Annotated in this window: 21 protein-coding genes; 9 read left to right on the top strand and 12 right to left on the bottom strand. The window is 70.2% G+C overall.

Going from position 1 to position 17236, the window contains the following annotated elements; translation table 11 throughout:
- Positions 1-118 precede the first annotated feature (118 nt).
- Positions 119-520, bottom strand: a complete 402-nt coding sequence (gene tnpA, locus AB0C02_RS30320; RefSeq protein WP_357552553.1) for an IS200/IS605 family transposase — start codon at positions 518-520, stop codon at positions 119-121.
- Positions 521-575: 55 nt separating this feature from the next.
- On the opposite strand from tnpA, the gene AB0C02_RS30315 reads away from it, so the two are divergent.
- Positions 576-1784 (top strand): transposase, encoded by a 1209-nt coding sequence (locus tag AB0C02_RS30315; RefSeq protein WP_357552550.1) that lies wholly within the window; start codon positions 576-578, stop codon positions 1782-1784.
- On the opposite strand, the gene AB0C02_RS30310 is transcribed toward AB0C02_RS30315, so the two are convergent.
- Positions 1767-2348, bottom strand: coding sequence for a maleylpyruvate isomerase N-terminal domain-containing protein (locus tag AB0C02_RS30310; RefSeq protein ID WP_357552552.1), 582 nt, complete (start codon positions 2346-2348; stop codon positions 1767-1769). The genes AB0C02_RS30315 and AB0C02_RS30310 overlap by 18 nt on opposite strands.
- 116 nt (positions 2349-2464) lie before the next feature.
- Between AB0C02_RS30310 and AB0C02_RS30305 the strand changes: the two genes are divergently transcribed.
- Both AB0C02_RS30305 and AB0C02_RS30300 read left to right on the top strand, forming a co-directional pair.
- Entirely contained in the window at positions 2465-3235 is a 771-nt protein-coding gene (locus AB0C02_RS30305) for a Sir2 family NAD-dependent protein deacetylase (RefSeq protein WP_357552549.1), read from the top strand.
- Positions 3236-3273: 38 nt separating this feature from the next.
- A complete protein-coding gene (locus AB0C02_RS30300) occupies positions 3274-4314 on the top strand; it encodes a P1 family peptidase (protein WP_357552548.1) in 1041 nt (346 codons plus the stop codon).
- 73 nt (positions 4315-4387) lie between these two features.
- Here AB0C02_RS30300 and AB0C02_RS30295 read toward each other — a convergent pair whose 3' ends face one another.
- On the bottom strand, positions 4388-4747 hold the full coding sequence (locus tag AB0C02_RS30295) for a VOC family protein (RefSeq protein ID WP_357552547.1): 360 nt from the start codon (positions 4745-4747) through the stop codon (positions 4388-4390).
- 127 nt (positions 4748-4874) lie between these two features.
- Positions 4875-5471: a VanZ family protein gene (locus AB0C02_RS30290; RefSeq protein WP_357552546.1), complete on the bottom strand. Its 597-nt coding sequence runs from the start codon at positions 5469-5471 to the stop codon at positions 4875-4877.
- Between the two features lie 640 nt (positions 5472-6111).
- On the opposite strand from AB0C02_RS30290, the gene AB0C02_RS30285 reads away from it, so the two are divergent.
- The 5 genes from AB0C02_RS30285 to AB0C02_RS30265 all read left to right on the top strand — a co-directional run bounded on the left by AB0C02_RS30285 (position 6112) and on the right by AB0C02_RS30265 (position 10122).
- Positions 6112-6669: a dihydrofolate reductase family protein gene (locus tag AB0C02_RS30285; protein WP_357552545.1), complete on the top strand. Its 558-nt coding sequence runs from the start codon at positions 6112-6114 to the stop codon at positions 6667-6669.
- Between the two features lie 258 nt (positions 6670-6927).
- The gene (locus AB0C02_RS30280) at positions 6928-7155 is read left to right on the top strand and encodes a hypothetical protein (RefSeq protein WP_357552544.1); all 228 of its coding nucleotides are present in this window, start codon (positions 6928-6930) and stop codon (positions 7153-7155) included.
- A gap of 619 nt (positions 7156-7774) precedes the next feature.
- Positions 7775-8374 (top strand): RNA polymerase sigma factor, encoded by a 600-nt coding sequence (locus AB0C02_RS30275; protein ID WP_357552543.1) that lies wholly within the window; start codon positions 7775-7777, stop codon positions 8372-8374.
- 83 nt (positions 8375-8457) lie between these two features.
- The gene (locus AB0C02_RS30270) at positions 8458-9324 is read left to right on the top strand and encodes a CU044_5270 family protein (protein WP_357552542.1); all 867 of its coding nucleotides are present in this window, start codon (positions 8458-8460) and stop codon (positions 9322-9324) included.
- Between the two features lie 114 nt (positions 9325-9438).
- A complete protein-coding gene (locus AB0C02_RS30265) occupies positions 9439-10122 on the top strand; it encodes a sugar nucleotide-binding protein (RefSeq protein WP_357552541.1) in 684 nt (227 codons plus the stop codon).
- A 273-nt stretch (positions 10123-10395) separates the two neighbouring features.
- Here AB0C02_RS30265 and AB0C02_RS30260 read toward each other — a convergent pair whose 3' ends face one another.
- Positions 10396-11883, bottom strand: coding sequence for a mannitol dehydrogenase family protein (locus AB0C02_RS30260; protein WP_357552540.1), 1488 nt, complete (start codon positions 11881-11883; stop codon positions 10396-10398).
- 142 nt (positions 11884-12025) lie between these two features.
- Here AB0C02_RS30260 and uxaC point away from each other — a divergent pair, with 142 nt between their 5' ends.
- Positions 12026-13474 carry a glucuronate isomerase gene (uxaC, locus tag AB0C02_RS30255; RefSeq protein WP_357552539.1) on the top strand — a complete coding sequence of 483 codons (1449 nt, stop codon included), beginning with the start codon at positions 12026-12028 and terminating at the stop codon, positions 13472-13474.
- Here uxaC and AB0C02_RS30250 read toward each other — a convergent pair.
- From AB0C02_RS30250 to AB0C02_RS30220, 7 genes are all read right to left on the bottom strand, one after another.
- A complete protein-coding gene (locus tag AB0C02_RS30250) occupies positions 13457-13954 on the bottom strand; it encodes an HNH endonuclease (RefSeq protein WP_357552538.1) in 498 nt (165 codons plus the stop codon). The two genes, uxaC and AB0C02_RS30250, sit on opposite strands and share 18 nt — an antisense overlap.
- Before the next feature lie 78 nt (positions 13955-14032).
- Positions 14033-14317, bottom strand: a complete 285-nt coding sequence (locus AB0C02_RS30245; protein ID WP_357552537.1) for a hypothetical protein — start codon at positions 14315-14317, stop codon at positions 14033-14035.
- Between the two features lie 44 nt (positions 14318-14361).
- Positions 14362-14670 carry a hypothetical protein gene (locus tag AB0C02_RS30240; protein WP_357552536.1) on the bottom strand — a complete coding sequence of 103 codons (309 nt, stop codon included), beginning with the start codon at positions 14668-14670 and terminating at the stop codon, positions 14362-14364.
- A 101-nt stretch (positions 14671-14771) separates the two neighbouring features.
- Positions 14772-15503, bottom strand: coding sequence for a class I SAM-dependent methyltransferase (locus tag AB0C02_RS30235; protein WP_357552535.1), 732 nt, complete (start codon positions 15501-15503; stop codon positions 14772-14774).
- 145 nt (positions 15504-15648) lie between these two features.
- On the bottom strand, positions 15649-16065 hold the full coding sequence (locus AB0C02_RS30230) for a hypothetical protein (protein ID WP_357552534.1): 417 nt from the start codon (positions 16063-16065) through the stop codon (positions 15649-15651).
- Complete coding sequence (locus AB0C02_RS30225) at positions 16065-16352, bottom strand: hypothetical protein (protein WP_357552533.1); 288 nt, start codon at positions 16350-16352, stop codon at positions 16065-16067. Before AB0C02_RS30225 ends, AB0C02_RS30230 begins: the two co-directional genes overlap by 1 nt.
- A gap of 50 nt (positions 16353-16402) precedes the next feature.
- Positions 16403-17218, bottom strand: coding sequence for a TIGR04222 domain-containing membrane protein (locus AB0C02_RS30220; RefSeq protein ID WP_357552532.1), 816 nt, complete (start codon positions 17216-17218; stop codon positions 16403-16405).
- Positions 17219-17236: the final 18 nt, after the last annotated feature.

Genomic DNA, 17236 nt, shown 5'->3' with positions numbered 1-17236 from the left:
CGATTCCAGCGACACCCGTACCCCCCACACCCGACAGACCCGACAATCATGTCAACGCACCGAAAGACGGCTAACGAGGATTTCCCAACGGAGTCGTTCAGGGCCGGGAGGAATCGCGTCACGAGCCTGGACGCTTCTGGGTTTCGATGTACTCGCGGATGACGGCGAGTGGTGCCCCACCGCACGACCCAGCGAAGTACGACGGTGACCACAGGTGGCCGTGCATGATGTGCCGGTTGATCCGGTCGGTGAATTCTTGCCGCAGGTAGTGCGCGGATACGCCCTTGAGTCGGTTGACCAGCGTGGAGATCGGCAGTTTCGGCGGGTAGTGGACGAGCAGGTGGACGTGGTCGTCTTCGCCGTTGAACTCCCGCAGTTCCGCGCCCAGCTTGGCGCACACGTCGGCCATGATCTGCCCGCATCGGGTGAGCATGGCGTCGTTGAGTACGTCCCGGCGATACTTGGTGACGAAGACTAGATGGACGTGCAGGTTGTAGACGACGCTGCGACCTCGTCGAATATCCCGGGTTTGTGACCCATCGTGGTGACATAGACGAGATGGTAAATTGTGGACGGTGAAGATTGTGGTGCAGGTGCGGTTGTTCCCTGACGCCGGCCAGGAGGCGGCGTTGCGGGACACGCTGAACCTGTGCAACGAGGCCGCGAACGTTGTCTCCGCTGAGGCGTACCGGTTCCGGGTATTCGGCAAGCAGGCGTTGCAGCGGCTCACCTACGGGCAGTTGAAGGCGATGGGGTTGTCGGCTCAGCCCGCGATCCACGTCGCCCGCAAGGTCGCCGGCTCGTACGCCACCCTGAAGGCCAACATCCGCGCCGGTAACCTCGGCAAGCCCGGGTCGAAACGCCGCGTCACGTCCGAGTCGAAGCCGATCGCGTTCCGGGCGGACGCGGCGCAGCCGTTCGACGACCGTTGCCTGTCGTGGCAGATGCCGGACCGGACGGTGTCGATCTGGACCGTGCGGGGCCGGTCGGGACGTGTCCCGTTCCGCTGCTCCGACGGGCAGTACGTGATGCTGTCCGCTCACCGGCAGGGTGAATCTGACCTTGTGCACCGGGACGGAAAGTGGTTCCTGTACGCCACCTGCGACATCCCCGATGTCGAGGTGAAGGAGCCTGACGGGTTCCTCGGCGTGGACTTGGGCATCGCGAACATCGCCACCACCGATGACGGCACCCGCCACTGCGGCAAGGGCCTGAACCGGGTTAGGCATCGCAACCAGCGACTACGCGCCAAACTCCAGCGGCTCGGCACCAGATCGGCCAGGCGGCTGTTGAAGAAGCGCAGGCGCAAGGAGGCCCGGTTCGCGGCCGACACGAACCATCGCATCGCCAAGCAGATCGTGACCGAGGCTGAACGCACCGGTCGTGGTATCGCCCTGGAAGACCTGGGTGGTATCCGCGAGCGGGTACGGCTCCGTAAGCCCCAGCGGGTCACCCTGCACTCGTGGGCGTTCCACCAGCTCGGCCAGTTCATCGCCTACAAGGCGACGCGGGCCGGGATCGCGCTCGCCCGCGTCGATCCGGCATACACCTCGCAGGGCTGCTCCGCCTGCGGGCACATCGCCAAGGCCAACCGACCCAACCAATCCACCTTCCGATGCACGTCGTGCGGCTTCGCTGAGCACGCCGACGTGAACGCAGCCCGCAACATCGCTATACGCGGTGTCGCGGACTGGGCAGCAGTCAGCCTGCCGAACGCGGCGTGTCCGGCGCAGCCAGCACCGAACGCGATCTGCAAGCTCGGCCCTTCAGGGCCGAGAAGCTGACCCCACCGCTGCCCGCCAGCTCCACTGGGTACGCCGGGGCCGGTCGCCCAGCGTCGCCCGCCCGGTCATCCAGAGCAGCACCTCGACCGGGTCGCCGGCCGGCGCGTCGGGAAACAGCCGCTTCAACACACCGGCGCAGAGTCCCGGCGGCGGGGACCAGTTCAACTCAAGGCCCCGAGTGATGTCGTGGGTGTGCAGCAGGGTCTCCGCCACCCCCATCGTGGCGAAGCCGCCCGGATCGCAGGGACCCCAGTGCCACGCTCGGGTGTCCGGGTCGGCGGTGTCGACGGCGGCCGCGAGCAGCCCGGCGCTCGCGATCACCACAGTCAACACGTCGGAGGTCGCGGCATCGGGGCGTACCCGCAGGTCGAAGGGAAGATAGTCGCGATCCGGTCGGCCGGTGACCTGGCCGGCGTACCCGAGCAGGTCATGCGCGACATGCGCGGCGGTGGTCCAGCAGGACCAGTCCAGGTCGCCGGCCCGGACCGTCCAGTCCCGGTCCACGGCGGGCCGCAGGACCCGCGTCATTTCACTGGCCGCCGCCCGGACGTCCGCCCCGGTCATTCCCGTCATGTCGTTGACCCTGCCAGCAACCGCCCCGCTCGGCCAAGTGCGGCTTTCCTTGCCGCCGCACGAAAAGGGTTCGCCGAGCGGACCAGCAGATTCCTACCATCGTCCACATGGTCGAGGCGGGGGAGTGGACGCGGGGAATCACCCGGTTGGCGGTACTGACCGGGGCGGGAATCTCCACCGATTCCGGGGTGCCGGACTACCGCGGCCCGGACGGGCTCTGGACCCGGGATCCGTCCGCGGTGGAGGCCTTCACGTACCCGCGGTTCATGACGGACCCGGCGGCCCGGGCCCGGTTCTGGCGCACCTACGCCGGCCATCCCGCGTGGCGCGCCGCGCCCAACGCCGCGCACCGCGCCCTGGCCGAGCTGCAGCAGTCGGGCACGGCGGTACGCGTACTGACCCAGAACGTCGACGGGCTGCACCAGCGGGCCGGCCTGCCGGCGCGGATGGTTCTCGAACTGCACGGCACGATCCACGAGGTGCGGTGCACCGGGTGCGACATCCGTACGCCGACCGCCGCAACGCTGGCCCGGGTGCATGCCGGCGTTGCCGACCCGAGGTGCGACGACTGCGGCGCGATCCTGAAGCTGGCCGTCGTGCTCTTCGGTGAATACCTGGACGACCTTGTCCTGGACCACGCCCGCCGGATCGCCGCCGCGGCGCAGCTCCTGGTGGCCGTGGGCAGTAGCTTGCGGGTGGAGCCGGCCGCGTCGCTGTGTTCCGTGGCGGTCCGCGCCGGCGCCCGCCTGGTGATCATCAACCGGGACGAGACGCCCTACGACGACCTCGCCGACGAGGTGGTACGGGAGCCGATCGGGCAGGCCCTGCCGCGCATCGTCGCCGCCCTGCGCGACAACCGCGCCGCCCTAGCCGCCTGACCGCGCACCTCCGAAGCCACCACCGACCCAGGAGCTCCATGAACCCGCGAGTCCACCGCCCCCGCGCCCGGGACCTCGGCATCGTCGTCGGAGCGTTGCCGACCGGACCGCACAACGCGATAACCGACGTCCCCGGGGTGCTGGTGGGGCACACCACCATCGACAACGGCGCTGACCTGCACACCGGCGTCACCGCGGTCGTGCCGAGCCAACTCGGCCCCGGCCGGTGGGCGCTGCCGGCGGCCGTGTACACCGGGAACGGTTACGGGAAGCTCGTCGGCTCGACCCAGGTGGGCGAACTCGGCGTCCTGGAATCACCGATCGTTCTGACCGGCACGCTCTCGGTGTTCCGGGCCGCGGACGCGCTGCTGACCTACCTGATGAACCGACGGCCGGACGGCCTGTCGTTCAACCCGCTGGTGGGCGAGACCAATGATGGTCACCTGTCGGACGTTCGGCGCCGCCCGATCACGGAGCGACACGTCCTCGACGCCGTCACCGGGGCCTCCGCGCAGCGGCCGGCGGAGGGCTGCGTCGGGGCCGGGACCGGCACCTCGGCTCTGGGCTACAAGGCGGGAATCGGCACCTCGTCCAGGGCGGTTCCGATGGTCGACCGCCCGGTGACGGTCGGCGCCCTCATCCAGTCCAACTTCGGTGGCGTGCTGACCGCGCTGGGTGTTCCGCTGCCGGTCCAGGAACTGGTCCCGGAAGCCGACCGAACCGATCCACCCGGCAATTCGTGCATGATCGTGGTGGCCACCGACGCGCCGCTGGATGCCCGACAGCTCCGTCGCCTGGCCAGACGGGCCATCTTCGCCATGGGACGGGTCGGCGCGTCGTACAGCAACGGCAGCGGTGACTACGCGATCGCCTTCAGCACGGCCGGGCCTGACCGGTCACCGATCCCGGACGGGCAACTCGATCCGGTCTTCGCCGCCGTCCTGGACTCGGTCGAGGAGGCGCTGCTCAACTCGCTTTTCACCGCCACCACCACCAGCGGAGTGGGCGGCCGGGTCAGTCATGCCCTGCCGCACGAGGCCGCCGTCAGGCGGCTGGCCGCAGCCGGCCGCCTGACATAGAGCAGGACGCAAGGGGCGACTGCGGAGGGCCTCATCCAGATACGTCTCGGCGTGCGGACGGGCGTCGAGCGAACTACGGGAGCGGCTGCCAGAGTTCGATGCGGTTGCCTTCGGGATCGGTGACCCAGCCGAAGCGGCCGTAGGACTCCTCCAAGACCTTCTCGTCGACGGCCGCGCCGGCCGCCCTGAGCTGGGCGAGCATCGCGTCGAGGTCGCGGACGCGGAAGTTGACCATCGACTGCTGGTCGGGGCGGCCGAAGTAGTCGGTGTCGGCCTCGAAGGGGGCGAACACCGTGGGTCCGGCCTCCTGCTGCCATGGCTCGTCGGCGGCCGGGTAGGTGGAAAGGCCGAGATTGTTCTGATACCACTGGGCGAGGCCCATCGGGTCCTTGGCCCGGAAGAAGAGGCCACCCAGGCCCAGCACTTTCTCCATGCCGCCGAGTCTAGACCGGAGGTCAGGGACCGTAGCTGCCACGCCGCGTACGCCAAGACACCGCCGGGCTCCCGTCTGCATGTACGCCTCGGCTACCCCCAGGGCCGACCGGCGTACCGTGGACGGCTCAACGTCCTGCGACCGGGGCCGATCGAGGTCGATCTGACGACGCTCTGGCCCTACCACGCCACCAGCGGTGCGATGCCAGCGCGGCCAGCCCGGCGCCGGCGGTGTTGAGCAGTACGTCGTCCACGGAGGACACCCGGTCCAGCCGCAGGATGTACTGCGCGGCCTCGACCAGGACCGAGCAGCCCGCCGCGAGCGCCAGGATCCGCGGTATCGACGCCAGCGCCGCGAACCGCAGCGGGGCGAGGAACCCCAGCGCCGCGAACACCAGCAGGTTGCCGACGATCTGGACCGTCGCCGTCAGCGGACCGGCGGCGAGGATCGTGAGCAGGTCCCGCAGCGGTACCAGGCTTACCCGACCCGGAACGGCGCCGGCCCGTTCGCCCGGCAGCATGATCATCCATACCCACGGCACCGTCCCGTAGACGATGCCGACCTCGGCCAGCGACATCCGCCAAGCCCACGCCGGCCTGGTGCCGGCGACACTACGACGGCGTGCCAAAGCCCACACCGTCAGCGCGGCAAACGGCAGCACGGCCACCGTGATGAGTGCCACGCCGGTGAACGTACCAAGCCAGTCGTGCCACCCCTTGAGCATGCCGCCTCCGCTTCCGTCCGACCGCGAAAATCTACCCGCCCCGTTCATCCGAGCGGTGTCAGCGCCAGCCGATGGTGCCCGGCACGCCGGGCTCGGCCGTGGCGTCGGGGCCGGTGGACGGCTCGACGGCCGGGTGGTGCGTGTCTCTTCTCGTTTGTTGGAGAGGGTTGGCCATCCAGTCGTAGCCGCCGCCGCGGCGGCGGAGGCGCATCGAGGGACGGCTGAGCCAGTCGGCGAAGTCGCGGGGTTGGTTGAGGCAGCGATGCGTTTGTAGAAGTTCGTCATCTCCAGCTCGCGGACCATCGCGACGTGCCGGCGCCAGTCGAGGTCGCAGAAGATCTCGACCAGAGCGACGACCTCGGGATAAACGAGCAGTTCAGAGGGGTTGAACGGGCTGTGGAGGCCGGTCAGGAGTTTGCCCCTGGCCTGCCAAAGTTCGTGCAGCCGGGGGATGGCGCGATAGCTGCTGCGCGCCCACTCGCTGACGATCCAGCTAGCGCGGTGAGTAGGGGTCCCGGCTGGGCGCGAGTTTGGGTTCCGGCGTCTTCCGGCGGGATTCATTGGTCGTGAGGTTGGGACTTGGGGCGCGTGTACCTCAGCTCGCTGACGCGACGCCGTAGTGGCGTTAGACTCCCCGGCTGTGGGACTCCTCACCTTCAGCCTCAACGTCACCCTGGACGGTTGCATCGACCACCAGGAGGGGATCGCCGACGACGAGACGCACGCCGTCTTCACCCGTCTCATGGACGAGGGCGGGGCAATGCTGTGGGGTCGCGTCACCTACGAGATGATGGAGAGCTACTGGCCGGCCGTCGCCCGCGGCGACGAGGAGGCGCCGCCGGCCATGCGCGAGTGGGCGGCCAAGCTGGAGGCCAAACCCAAGTACGTGGTGTCGTCGACGCGCAAGGACTTCCCGTGGACCAACAGCCACCACATCGCCGGCGATCTACGCGAGGGCGTGCAGAAGCTTAAGGACGCGACCCCGGCCGGGGTCCTCCTCGGAAGCGGCAAGCTCGCGACCGAGCTCGACCGGCTGGACCTGATCGACGAGTACAAGCTGCTCGTCCACCCCAGGATCGCCGGCCACGGCCCGACCCTGTACCAGGGCGGGCTGCCCGGTACGCGCCAGCTCGAGCTGCTCTCGGCGAACCCGCTCCGCAACGGTGCGGTGGCCATGCACTACCGCCGCGCGCGCTGAATCACAGGAGTCCATCGCCGCCACCTCACCGGCAGCGCGGCGTCCTGCTCGCGCTCGCCGCGCGGCGCCGAACGACTCCTCGAAGGCGAGGGTGTCTTCGAGGAGCTGGTCGAGGGCTCCGTGGATGTCGCCAGCGGCGCAGAAGATCATGGCCCGTTCACCATGCCCGCTGTCGGCGTGCAGTCCAAGCGGGCGAGCGTGAACCGTTGCAGATCGTGCAAGGGGTTGATCGCGTCGCGCTGGCGACTCTGAGCTCAGATGATCGGCAAAGATAGGATGCAACCCACCACGCCTGGCGACGACCGGTTACCGCTACTGCTCGAGATCTGCGAGGACTACTTCGCTCACATCGGTCCGAACGGCTATTACGAGGTCGATGCGCTTCTCCGCGGCCACGACATCACCGGCGGCCCCGGCTGGTTGATCGACATGCTTGTGCTCACCCGCCGACGCCTCCAGGTCGGGACCCGAACCCACGCACATTGATCATGGAGAAACACTCCGCCCTGGCTCCGAAGAGACGCCTATCTGGGCCCCGTTTCCACGACCGAAGCCAGCCCCACCAACGACGACAGGCGCTGACGCTCTCAAGACGTCTGCGCCTGTCGTCGTTTGCCAGTTTGAGTGAGAACTCGCCACGCCGTCATGCCGATCGCCAGCTCGACTGCGAAGCGACACCGGGCTCCGGCAGCTCATCCGTGAACATGAGCGACGGCCTCTTTAATTAGAGGATTACCGGCAATCAAAATCCGATAAACAATCCGGACAAAGAGGGCGGATCGTCGATGCATCATAATGACAGTTCTTGTGCGTAAGGAATCAGTATGGTGTGCGGCCCGCCCCACCCCAGCCGGGCGGTAGCGCGGGTGCCGCCCTGGTCATCGGGGTGATCCGTGCGCTCACCGCCGGGACTTCTTCATTGAGCGGCACCGCGAGCGCCGACGTCGGTTCCCGGGCCTGCGCTCTCGCCCGTCCTTCGCCGCTGGGTGACGGCGAGTCGCGGGGTCGCGTGAACTTGACCGGGCCCCGGTGGCGATATGTAGGTGAGGAAGCAGATACGTCTGTATAGGGGCTGAGATGAGGCGAGTTGATCGGTGGGCAGTGCATGTTGGTTGACCAGCAGTTCGTCGCGGGCCAGGAGTCGGATGCCTGGTACGTGACGGCGTCCTTGGCGGACCGTTCCCTGTTCACGGTTCTCTACGACCGGCATGGGGCGGCCCTGTACCGGTACGCCTACGGCCGCGTGGGTGCTGATGCGGTGGACGACGTGGTGTCCGAGACATTCTTGGTCGCCTTCCGACGGCGGCACCGCTACGACCCCGCCCGGCCGGATGCCCGACCGTGGCTGTTCGGGATCCTGACCAAGGAGATCTCGCACTATCGGCGGCGAGAACGGGCGCACTACCGCGCTATGGCTCGATGCGACCCGAACGATGTGGCGCCCGATCCCGCGGAGCGGGCGGTGGCTGGTGCGGCGGCGTACGCACTTCGGGCACCGCTGGCCCGGGCCCTGACCGACCTGCCAGCCAGAGATCGCGACGTCCTGCTGCTCATCGCGTGGGGTGGGCTCAGCTACGAGGAGACCGCCCAGGCGATCGGCATACCCGTCGGAACCGTGCGCTCGCGGCTCAACCGTGCCCGGCGCAAAGTCAGCAACGCGCTCGGCGGCGACGACCCGACCCGGACGCAAGAGGAGACGATGTGAACGATCAGCAGATGATCGACCAGGTCAGGACGTTGCTCGAACCAGCGGAGCCCCCACCGCACCTGCGAGGCAAGGTAAACCGGATGATCGCTGGATCAGCAGGGCCGGCGCGGGCACGGTCCTGGCTGCTCGCCACCGTCGGTGCCACCGCCACGGTCGGCGTGTTCGCACTGCTTCTCGGCTCGGTGGTCAGCATCGACGGAGAACCGCCCGCCGCCAGTGCCCAGGCAGCCGAGATCCTCCACCGGGCCGCTGACACCGCTCGGGCGGACCGGACTCCGGCTCCGCGCGCCGACCAGTTCATCCTGAGAACGACGAAAGGCTTCGCTCCTGTCGCCGGGCAGGGCGAGCCCGCGACGACCCTCACCCGCTCGTGGATGTCCGTTGACGGCACCCACGACGGCCTGATCTGGGTCAGCGACCCGCCGGCCGGCGGCCGGCAGTCGACGGTGATTCCCGGTTGCCTGAATGGGCGGGCTCGAGAATGGTCACCGGCGGCGGACGGCACTCTGCTGAACTCCACCCGGCCGTGCACTCCAACGCCGGCCTACCTGAACGATCTGCCAACCGACGCCACCGGGATGCTGCACCATCTGCAGCGGATGAGCGGCGGCGGCACCATGCAGAGCAACGAGCGGACGTTCGCCAACGTGGGGGGGCTGATCCAGAGTGGCTATCTGCCCGCACAGTCGCGGGCCGCCCTGTACGAGGCGGCAACGAAGATCCCCGGGGTGGTCGCCAATCAAACCATGACGGACGCCGCGGGCCGCACCGGCATCGGGGTGTCCCTCGCCGGGGACATCGACCGGTACGAACTCCTCTTCGATTCGAACACCTACCAGTTCCTCGGCTGGCAGGTCGTCCCGAAGGCCGAGAACGCTGGCCAGCAAGCCCGACGTGGGGTGACCTTGAACCTGACCATCGTCGACCATGCCGGCCAGACGCCGTAGCGCGTAGGCTGAGCATCGACAGCGAGCAGACGTGGCCGCCAGGGCGATGGCCATCCCTTGCCCGGCGCGCCGACGGCCCACCCAACGGGCCGGGCGACAGTATGGTACGTAGCCATGACTGATCGGATCTTGGTTACTGGCGCCACCGGTCAGTTGGGTTCACGGGTGGCCGAGCGTGCAGCGGAGGCCGGCTGGTCAGTCGTCGGCACACACTTCCGTGCCGCCACTCAGATCGCTGGCGAACAGCTGGACATACGAGAGCCGAGGGCGGTCCGTGAGCTGGTGCGACGGGTTCGTCCTGATGTGGTGATCCATACGGCAGCCAGGCGAGACGACTGGCGGATCGCGGCCGATGGCGCCGCGCACGTCGCCGTCGCCGCGGCTGCGCAGAACAGCCGCCTGGTCCACGTCTCCAGTGATGCGGTGTTCTCCGGACGGGAGGTCGATTACGACGAGTCCGCGCTGCCCGACCCCGTGTATCAGTACGGAGCTGCGAAGGCTGCAGCGGAGACGGCGGTCAGAGCGGTCGACCCCGCCGCTGCCGTTGTCCGTACATCGCTGATCCTGGGCGACGGTCGCGGACAGCACGAGATCCTCACCCGTGACCTCATTGCCGGCCGTGTTCAGGGCGCACTGTTCACTGACATGATCCGCAAGCCGGTATACGTCGACGATCTGGCCGACGCCCTGCTCGAGCTGGCCGCCAGGCGACTACCGAGGTGTCCTCAACGTCGCCGGACCGGATGCTATCAACCGCTACGACCTCGGCGTCCTGACCGCGCGCCGCGAGGGCCTTGACCCGGCCCGGATACCCGTAGCAACGATCGCGGACTCCGGCATGCGTCTGCCGACGGATGTGCGGTTGCGCTCCGAACGAGCCGGGTCCTTTCTGCGCACCCGGCTACGGGGCGTCCATGAGTTCACGGCCATCTCCCCTGAGGAAACCCCGGCGGCTCATCCACCCGGCCATTGAGCCCCCGGCCATCGCCACTGCTGAATTCACCGCCGACTCCGGATCCCACGTCTCGGTCTATCGGATCCCGCCGGACCGCTGAGCTGAGCCCAGCCGGTTCAGCCGCTCATCAGGCGCGCGACGTGGTCCACCAACGCCGCCCGGAATTCCTCGTGCTCGGGGAGGTCTGCGCCGAAGATCTCCGGCACCCGCAGAAGCGAGTCGACAAGGCGTTGCGGGGCACCATCGGCCCCCGCCACGGCGGCACGCAGCCGGTCGGCCATGGGGTCGTCCAGGGGAAGCTCCCGTCCCCGCCGGTCGCGGCCCTGCGCCACGTACACCATCCAGGCCGCGACCGTGAGGGCCGCGTGTCGCGGCACCGCCCCCGCGGACAGCCGGTCCCGCACCGTGCCCAGTACCCGGACCGGCAGCTTCTGCGAGCCGTCCATGGCGACCTGTACGGTGCGGTGCCGCAGCGCCGGGTTGGCGAAGCGGGTCAGCACCTGCCGCCGGTAGTCGGCGAGGTCAAGCCCGTCGGGCACCCGCAGGGTGGGTGTGACGTCCTCCACCATCAGGGCCTCGACGGCCCCCGCTAGCCGGTCGTCGGTGAGCGCGGCCGCGATGGTGTCGTACCCCGACAGGGCGCCCAGGTAGGCGAGCAGCGAGTGGCTGGCGTTGAGCAGCCGCAGCTTCACCGCCTCCCACCCGGCCACGTCGGCGGTCAGGACCGCGCCGGCACGTTCCCAGGCGGGCCGGTCGGCGGCGAAGTCGTCCTCGATGACCCACTGGCTGAACGGCTCGGCGACTATGACGCCCCGGTCTTCGAGGCCCAGTATCCGGCGCGCGTCCGTGCGGTCCTTGTCGGTGGTGGCGGGGACGATCCGGTCCACCATCGAGGACGGGAAACGCGTCGAGGCCGCTATCCAGTCCGCGAGGCCGGTCGCCTCCGACGACGGCAGTGCGTCCACGAAATCGTGCACCAGCGCGCGCAGCACCTGGCCGTTGTCGCTCAGGTTGTCGCAGGACAGCACGGTGATCGGTGCGCCGCTCTGCGACCGGCGGCGCTGCAGCCCGCGTACCAGCTGCCCGACGGCGGTCCGGGGTGGCCGGCCGGCGAGGTCGGCCGCCACCTCCGGATCCGACCGGTCCAACCCGCCCGCGCCGCCGCGCCGGTACCCCTTCTCGGTCACCGTCAGCGTGACCAGGCGTACCGCCGGGTCGGCGATGCGGTCGAGGACCGCCGCCGGGTCAGCGCCCGCGAAGAGGACTTCGCGCACGCTGCCGACCACGCGCAGTGATACCTGGTCGGCGCCCCGTTCGAGCACCGAGTAGAGGCCGTCCTGCGGCATCAGCTGCTCGCGCACGGACGCCGACCGTTGGGTGACGCCGGCGATGCCCCAGTCGTCGCGGCCGGTCGCCGCAGCGGCCAGCTCGGTGAAGACGGCCTGGTGCGCCCGGTGGAACGCCCCGATACCGAGATGCGCGACCCCGACTCGCAGCGCGCGTGGATCGACGTCCGGGCCGGTCCAACCCTGGCCCGGACGGGTCAGCCGGGCCAGGGTGTCGAGGCGGAGCCGCTGCCCGACGTCGACCCCATCGCTCACCATGGGCACTCACCCCCTCAGCGGCGCACTGTGAGACAGCCGACAGTACCCATGAATATTCACAGGCGTTGCACGACCGCCTATTGTCGGGTCGCCCCACTGATGTAACTCTTTGCGGAATTGTTCCGCCGCTGAGGAGAGTCGCGTGGCACAGCTACGTCTGCATCCCGACCGAGCCCTGCCCGCCGGGGACGACATCCGGGCCGTCGCCCGCCGGATCTACCAGTCGACCCGGGGACTGCCGTTGCTGTGCATGCACGGGCACGTGGACGCGGCCGTGTTCGCCGACGATCAGCGATTCTCCGACCCGGCTCACCTGCTGGTAGTGCCCGACCACTACGTCACCCGCATGCTCGTGTCGCAGGGCGTACCGCTGGAGGACCTCGGCGTTCCCCGCGCCGACGGCGGCGACGTCGAGACCGACCCCCGCCGGATCTGGCGACGGTTCTGCGCCCACTGGCACCTCTTCCGCGGCACCCCCAGCCGCTACTGGCTGGAACACGAGATCGCCGAAATCCTCAAGATCGATGTGGCTCCCGGCCCGGACACCGCCGACACGCTCTACGACCTCATCGAGGCGCGGCTGGCGGAGCCGGCCTACCGGCCCCGCGCGCTGCTCGACGCCTTCAACATCGAGCTGATCTGCACCACCGACCCGGCCACCTCGACGCTCGCCGACCACGCCCGGCTGCGGTCCGACGGCCTGGGCGCGCGGGTGGTCCCCACGTTCCGCCCCGACGCGTTGACCCACGTCAACACCGCCGGCTGGATCCGCCGCGTCGAAGAGCTCCAGGAGCTGTCGGGAGTCGACACCGGCGACTACGACGGTTTCCTGGCCGCTCTGCGCAGCCGACGTGAGGTCTTCGCCCGGGCCGGGGCCCGGGCGACCGACCACGGCCACCTCACGGCCGCCGCCGAGCTCCTGTCCGGGACCGACGCGAAGCGCATCTACGCGGCGGCCCGCCGGGGCGAGGCGCGCGACGACGAGGCGGCCGCCTTCGCCGGCCACCTGCTGTTCGAGATGGCCCGAATGTCCCGGGACGACGGCCTCGTCATGCAGATCCACCCCGGCGTGCTCCGCGACCACGACACCGCCATCCACCACGCCTTCGGCCCCGACCGCGGATTCGACATCCCGATCACCGCCGAGTTCACCCGGGCGCTACGACCGGTGCTCAACGCGTTCGGGCGTGACCCGAACTTCCGGCTGATCCTGTTCACCGTCGACGAGACGGTCTACTCCCGGGAACTCGCTCCACTCGCCGGCGTCTACCCGGCTGTCCGGCTCGGCGCGCCCTGGTGGTTCCTCGACAGCCTGGACGGGATGCGCCGATTCCGGGAACTCGTGACCGAGACGGCCGGCTTCTACAACACCTCCGGCTTCGTCGACGACACCCGCGCCTTCCTGTCCATCCCGGCCCGCCACGACCTCGCCCGGCGGATCGACGCCGGCTACCTGGCCCGCCTGGTCGTCGAGCATCGGCTCGCCGAGGACGAGGCCGTCGAGACGGCGATCGACCTGGCGTACCGGCTGCCGCAGCAGGCGTACCGGCCGTCCGCCGCCGGCAGCCACGCCTCACCCGCCGTCGGGTAGGCCGTCGCTTGATGCTGACGGGTCGCGGCCGTACGCGGCACGTCCCTGCGCGACCTCGGCCGACCGCTGTTGCCGCCAGCGGCGTTGGGCCTCGCGGTTGCAGATCCGGCACACCCGCCGGTACCGGCCGGTCGCCTCGTCGACCTCCCGGTCGTGCCCGTTGCGGCACCGGTCGCCGCGCCGGCGGGTGCGGCAGTTCTCCGCCCGGCTCACCTGGCGCAGGTGGGTGGGCTCGATGCAGTCCGGCACACCACACCGCGGGTCGACGTCCAGGTCGGGGTCGTAGCCACCGACGAAGACCACGTACGCGGCGATGTGCGCCCACGCCCGCCCGGCCAGCTTCTGGTGGACGCCGCGCCGGTCGCCGTAACCGCGCACGATCAGGCAGCCGTCGTCCCGGCGTACCGACCGGTCGAGCAGGTATGCGCGAAGGCTCTCCTGGGTGAAATGGCGGGACAGCCCTTTGACCTGCGACAGCATGCCGTCAGGGTAGGCCGGCGGCCCGACAATGCGACGGCGGCGGCCTCGCTTGGCGAGGCCGCCGCCCGGATCGCACGCTCACCGTTCGGTGCGGTCCTCGATCTCGCTGCCGGACTCCCCGGGCCGGGCACCGATCGCCTGCTCCGCAGCCCGGCCACCGGTGCTCTCGTCACCCAGGTTGAGGTCGCTGCGGGGCATGCCCTTCACCCCGGAGACCGTGCCGGTGCCGTCCGGTGGGCCGGCGGTGCGGGAGTCTCCGGTACGGCCCCGGGTCAGGCCGCGTTCGTCCATGTGCCGGCCCGCGGTTTCACCGCCCATGTGGTTGGCTCGGGACTTCGCCACGCGCTTGATGTCGTCGCTCATGTCGCCTCCCGTGTGGTGGCTGTCGAACTGGTCGGCAGCGCCGGTCAGTGGTCGGTGCCGGACCGTCCCGGTTTCGGAGCGCCCGCCCGGGACGCCGCCGTCTGGGCGGCCGGGCCGCCGACGGACTCACGTCGCCCCACCCCCCGCCCGTGGTGTACGCCCTCGTTCGTGCCGGGATCGCCCGGATCGGCCAGGCTGGTGTCGATCGGCCCGCCGGTCGGCTCGGCCAGGCCGGCCCGGCGCAGCGCGGCGACAAGGTCGTCGTGTGGCATCCGGTCGCTGTCGGGGATCCCGGCGGCGTACGCGATGGCCTGCAGCGTCGCCAGGTCTTCATCCACGAAAGAATCGGCCATGCCGGTGCCTTCCCGGGCCTCGGCAGGGGAAACCCGCCGGCGGTGGTTCGGTCCTCGACCGCGCGGGCGGCAGCCAGGCCCACGGGATCCGTTGGCGGCGGCTACCGGAAGGCGAGGAGGTCGAGAGCATCGACCACGTGCCCGGGCACGGTCTCGGCGGCGGCGCGCAGCCGGGCGAGGCCGGCCGCATACTCCTCGTCGGTGATGAGCTGCAACGGTGTGTGCGCCTCCCGGCGCAATGCCGCCGCGGCCTCCCGTAACGAGGCGGCGGTGAGCTGGGGAACCGACTCGAGCCCCGCGACGGTGAAGCCGGCCGCCGCGAAGGCGGCTGCCACGTCGGCCACGGCGGGGAAGGTGTCGAGCACCCGGACGGCTTCCGGGAAGTACCGGAACAGGGTGATCCTTTCGTGCCGGCGGGCGAACGCCGACCGGATCAGCACCGGAGCGTCGGGACGCAGCACCCGGCGGATCTCCCACGCGGCGGCCGGCAGGTCCGGTACGTGGTGAATGACCGTGGACAGCCAGACGGCGTCCACGCTGTCGTCGTCGATCGGAATGTGCGCGGCGTCGCCCGCCAGGACGTGCGGGTGGAGTGAGCGGGCACGCATCGCCGCCGACGGCTCCACCGCGACCACGTCGATGTCCTCGTACCAGTCAGTAAAGGCGCGTATCCAGGTGCCGGTGCCCGAACCGAGGTCGAGCAGCCGGATCCCCGGCCGCGGGGCAAGGTGCCGGGCAATCGCCGCCCGCCAGGACGTCAGCGCCTCGTCACCGAGGTGACGGGTGGCCGCGAACGCCGCCGCGTCGTCGTTGTCGTACGCGATCCGAGCCATGCCTCCACCCAACTCCGCCGGGATCCGGACGACAAGGGCGACGCGGGACGTCACACCGTAGACGTCATGCTGCGGTTGACCCGCTGGCTGGCCGGCAGTTGCGGCACACCCGTCGCGGGCGTCGGACCGCGCGGGCGGGTATCGGTCAGGCGTCGTTGACGGGAATGGGATGGATGAGTTCGGGGGCGATGAGCGCCGGGACGAGGTGCGGCTCGCAGGTGAGGTAGTAGGCGTCATGCTCAAGTGCCGCCCACACCGCGTGGGCGCGAGCCAGGTCGCCTTTGGTCAGGCACACCGTGGTGGCAGCCTGAGCCGCGTCGGGAGCGGTCAGCGGCAGCACGGCTACACCGGGCAGGGTGGCCAGCACACCGAGCCGCGCGGCGGCAGGCCGGTCGCTGGTCTGCGCGTACGCCTCGAGCAGCGCGACGGTGGGCAGGCCGACGTAGGCACCCTCGTCGGCGATGTCGACCAGTAACTCACCGACGTGCACGTGGCCGCGGGAATACGACAGCACGGCGGAGGCGTCCAGGACCGCCCGGATCTCGACGTCGTCGGCGGACATCAGGCGGCGGCGGAGTCGGCCTCGGGCCAGGTGCCGTCCCGGAGCATGTCGCGGCGGCGGGCGTTCTCCGCCCGCTGTGCAGCGGTAAGGGGAGGAAGCTTTCCGCGTACGCGTGCCACGCCGTCGTTCGTCACGTCGATGCCGACCGCGCGCAGCATCGCGGCGGTCGCGGCGGCCCGGTCCATGCGAGCGCGCAGCGCGTCGGAGACCGCCGCCGAGGCATTCTCTTCCCGTTCCAGATAGGCCGCGACGTCGTCCGGCAGACTAACCGTCACCCGCTTTGTCATACTCAGATCATACTGCTAGGGGAGGCAGTCGAGAGGCGGGCCACGCAGGGTCAGCGTGCGGTCTTCGCGTACTCCCGGGGTCGGGTGTGCTCGGGGTCGACCCCGACCAGTTCGGCGAAGCGCGGGTCGACGGCGAGCAGCGGGCGTGGCCCGAACACCGCCATCGCGGTCAGCAGCTCGTCCGTGTCCCGCTCACTCCACGCGGGCCGCTGCTGCGGCGCCAGCTGCGCGTACGCGCGGCGCCGTCGGCGCAACAGCCGGCGCGCGGCCGAGCCCGTCTCCGGCACCTCGCACAACCACCAGGCGCCGAGCACGGTGGCCAGGCAGCACAGCAGTAGCCCCACCACGGAGGCCGGCCCACCCGCCTCACGCCCCTCGACCGCGCTGTCCACCAGCCGGGTCACCCCGACCACGGCGACCGCGAACAGCGGCACGGTGCCCAGCGCCATGCGGCGCCGCTGCGCCGGGGTGAGCAGCCAGCCGTCGCGGACCAGCCGGCCCACCAGCCGGCGCAGCGCGCGACCGACGCCCGGGTCGGCGAGCACGGCGGCCCAGGTCTGTGGCCGGCGCAGCGCGGCGTGCAGGGCGCGCACCAGCGGCGCGGACCCGGGTGGTGGTGTTCCGTCCACCGACAGGGTCGCCAGCTCACCGAGGTGCACCGTCCCGGCCCGGCGTAGCGTCGCCACCCCCACCTGGCAGGCCAGCCCCGCCCGGTCGGTGAGGTACGCCAGCTCCACGGTCGACGGCGGCCCGCCCCGTGGACGCCACCCGACCAGCGCCCGGACGGACAACGCGATCGCGAGGGCCCCGGCCACCCCCGCGACGTAGTCGAGGAGGAAGACCGGACCGCTGACACCCCAGAGCATGTCGACAAGTATTCACGG

It is taken from the genome of Micromonospora sp. NPDC048999 (assembly GCF_040649295.1).
In the GTDB taxonomy this organism is placed as follows: Bacteria; Actinomycetota; Actinomycetes; order Mycobacteriales; family Micromonosporaceae; genus Micromonospora.
This window is presented reverse-complemented; position numbering and strand designations above follow the sequence as displayed.

Excerpts from the sequence above, each read along its gene's own strand:
- AB0C02_RS30310 (WP_357552552.1), bottom strand. The coding sequence starts at position 2,348 with ATGACCGGGGCGGACGTCCGGGCGGCGGCCAGTGAAATGACGCGGGTC.
- AB0C02_RS30305 (WP_357552549.1), top strand. The coding sequence starts at position 2,465 with ATGGTCGAGGCGGGGGAGTGGACGCGGGGAATCACCCGGTTGGCGGTA.
- AB0C02_RS30300 (WP_357552548.1), top strand. The coding sequence starts at position 3,274 with ATGAACCCGCGAGTCCACCGCCCCCGCGCCCGGGACCTCGGCATCGTC.
- AB0C02_RS30295 (WP_357552547.1), bottom strand. The coding sequence starts at position 4,747 with ATGGAGAAAGTGCTGGGCCTGGGTGGCCTCTTCTTCCGGGCCAAGGAC.
- AB0C02_RS30290 (WP_357552546.1), bottom strand. The coding sequence starts at position 5,471 with ATGCTCAAGGGGTGGCACGACTGGCTTGGTACGTTCACCGGCGTGGCA.
- AB0C02_RS30280 (WP_357552544.1), top strand. The coding sequence starts at position 6,928 with ATGATCGGCAAAGATAGGATGCAACCCACCACGCCTGGCGACGACCGG.
- AB0C02_RS30275 (WP_357552543.1), top strand. The coding sequence starts at position 7,775 with ATGTTGGTTGACCAGCAGTTCGTCGCGGGCCAGGAGTCGGATGCCTGG.
- AB0C02_RS30270 (WP_357552542.1), top strand. The coding sequence starts at position 8,458 with ATGATCGCTGGATCAGCAGGGCCGGCGCGGGCACGGTCCTGGCTGCTC.
- AB0C02_RS30265 (WP_357552541.1), top strand. The coding sequence starts at position 9,439 with ATGACTGATCGGATCTTGGTTACTGGCGCCACCGGTCAGTTGGGTTCA.
- AB0C02_RS30260 (WP_357552540.1), bottom strand. The coding sequence starts at position 11,883 with ATGGTGAGCGATGGGGTCGACGTCGGGCAGCGGCTCCGCCTCGACACC.
- AB0C02_RS30250 (WP_357552538.1), bottom strand. The coding sequence starts at position 13,954 with ATGCTGTCGCAGGTCAAAGGGCTGTCCCGCCATTTCACCCAGGAGAGC.
- AB0C02_RS30245 (WP_357552537.1), bottom strand. The coding sequence starts at position 14,317 with ATGAGCGACGACATCAAGCGCGTGGCGAAGTCCCGAGCCAACCACATG.
- AB0C02_RS30240 (WP_357552536.1), bottom strand. The coding sequence starts at position 14,670 with ATGGCCGATTCTTTCGTGGATGAAGACCTGGCGACGCTGCAGGCCATC.
- AB0C02_RS30235 (WP_357552535.1), bottom strand. The coding sequence starts at position 15,503 with ATGGCTCGGATCGCGTACGACAACGACGACGCGGCGGCGTTCGCGGCC.
- AB0C02_RS30230 (WP_357552534.1), bottom strand. The coding sequence starts at position 16,065 with ATGTCCGCCGACGACGTCGAGATCCGGGCGGTCCTGGACGCCTCCGCC.
- AB0C02_RS30225 (WP_357552533.1), bottom strand. The coding sequence starts at position 16,352 with ATGACAAAGCGGGTGACGGTTAGTCTGCCGGACGACGTCGCGGCCTAT.
- AB0C02_RS30220 (WP_357552532.1), bottom strand. The coding sequence starts at position 17,218 with ATGCTCTGGGGTGTCAGCGGTCCGGTCTTCCTCCTCGACTACGTCGCG.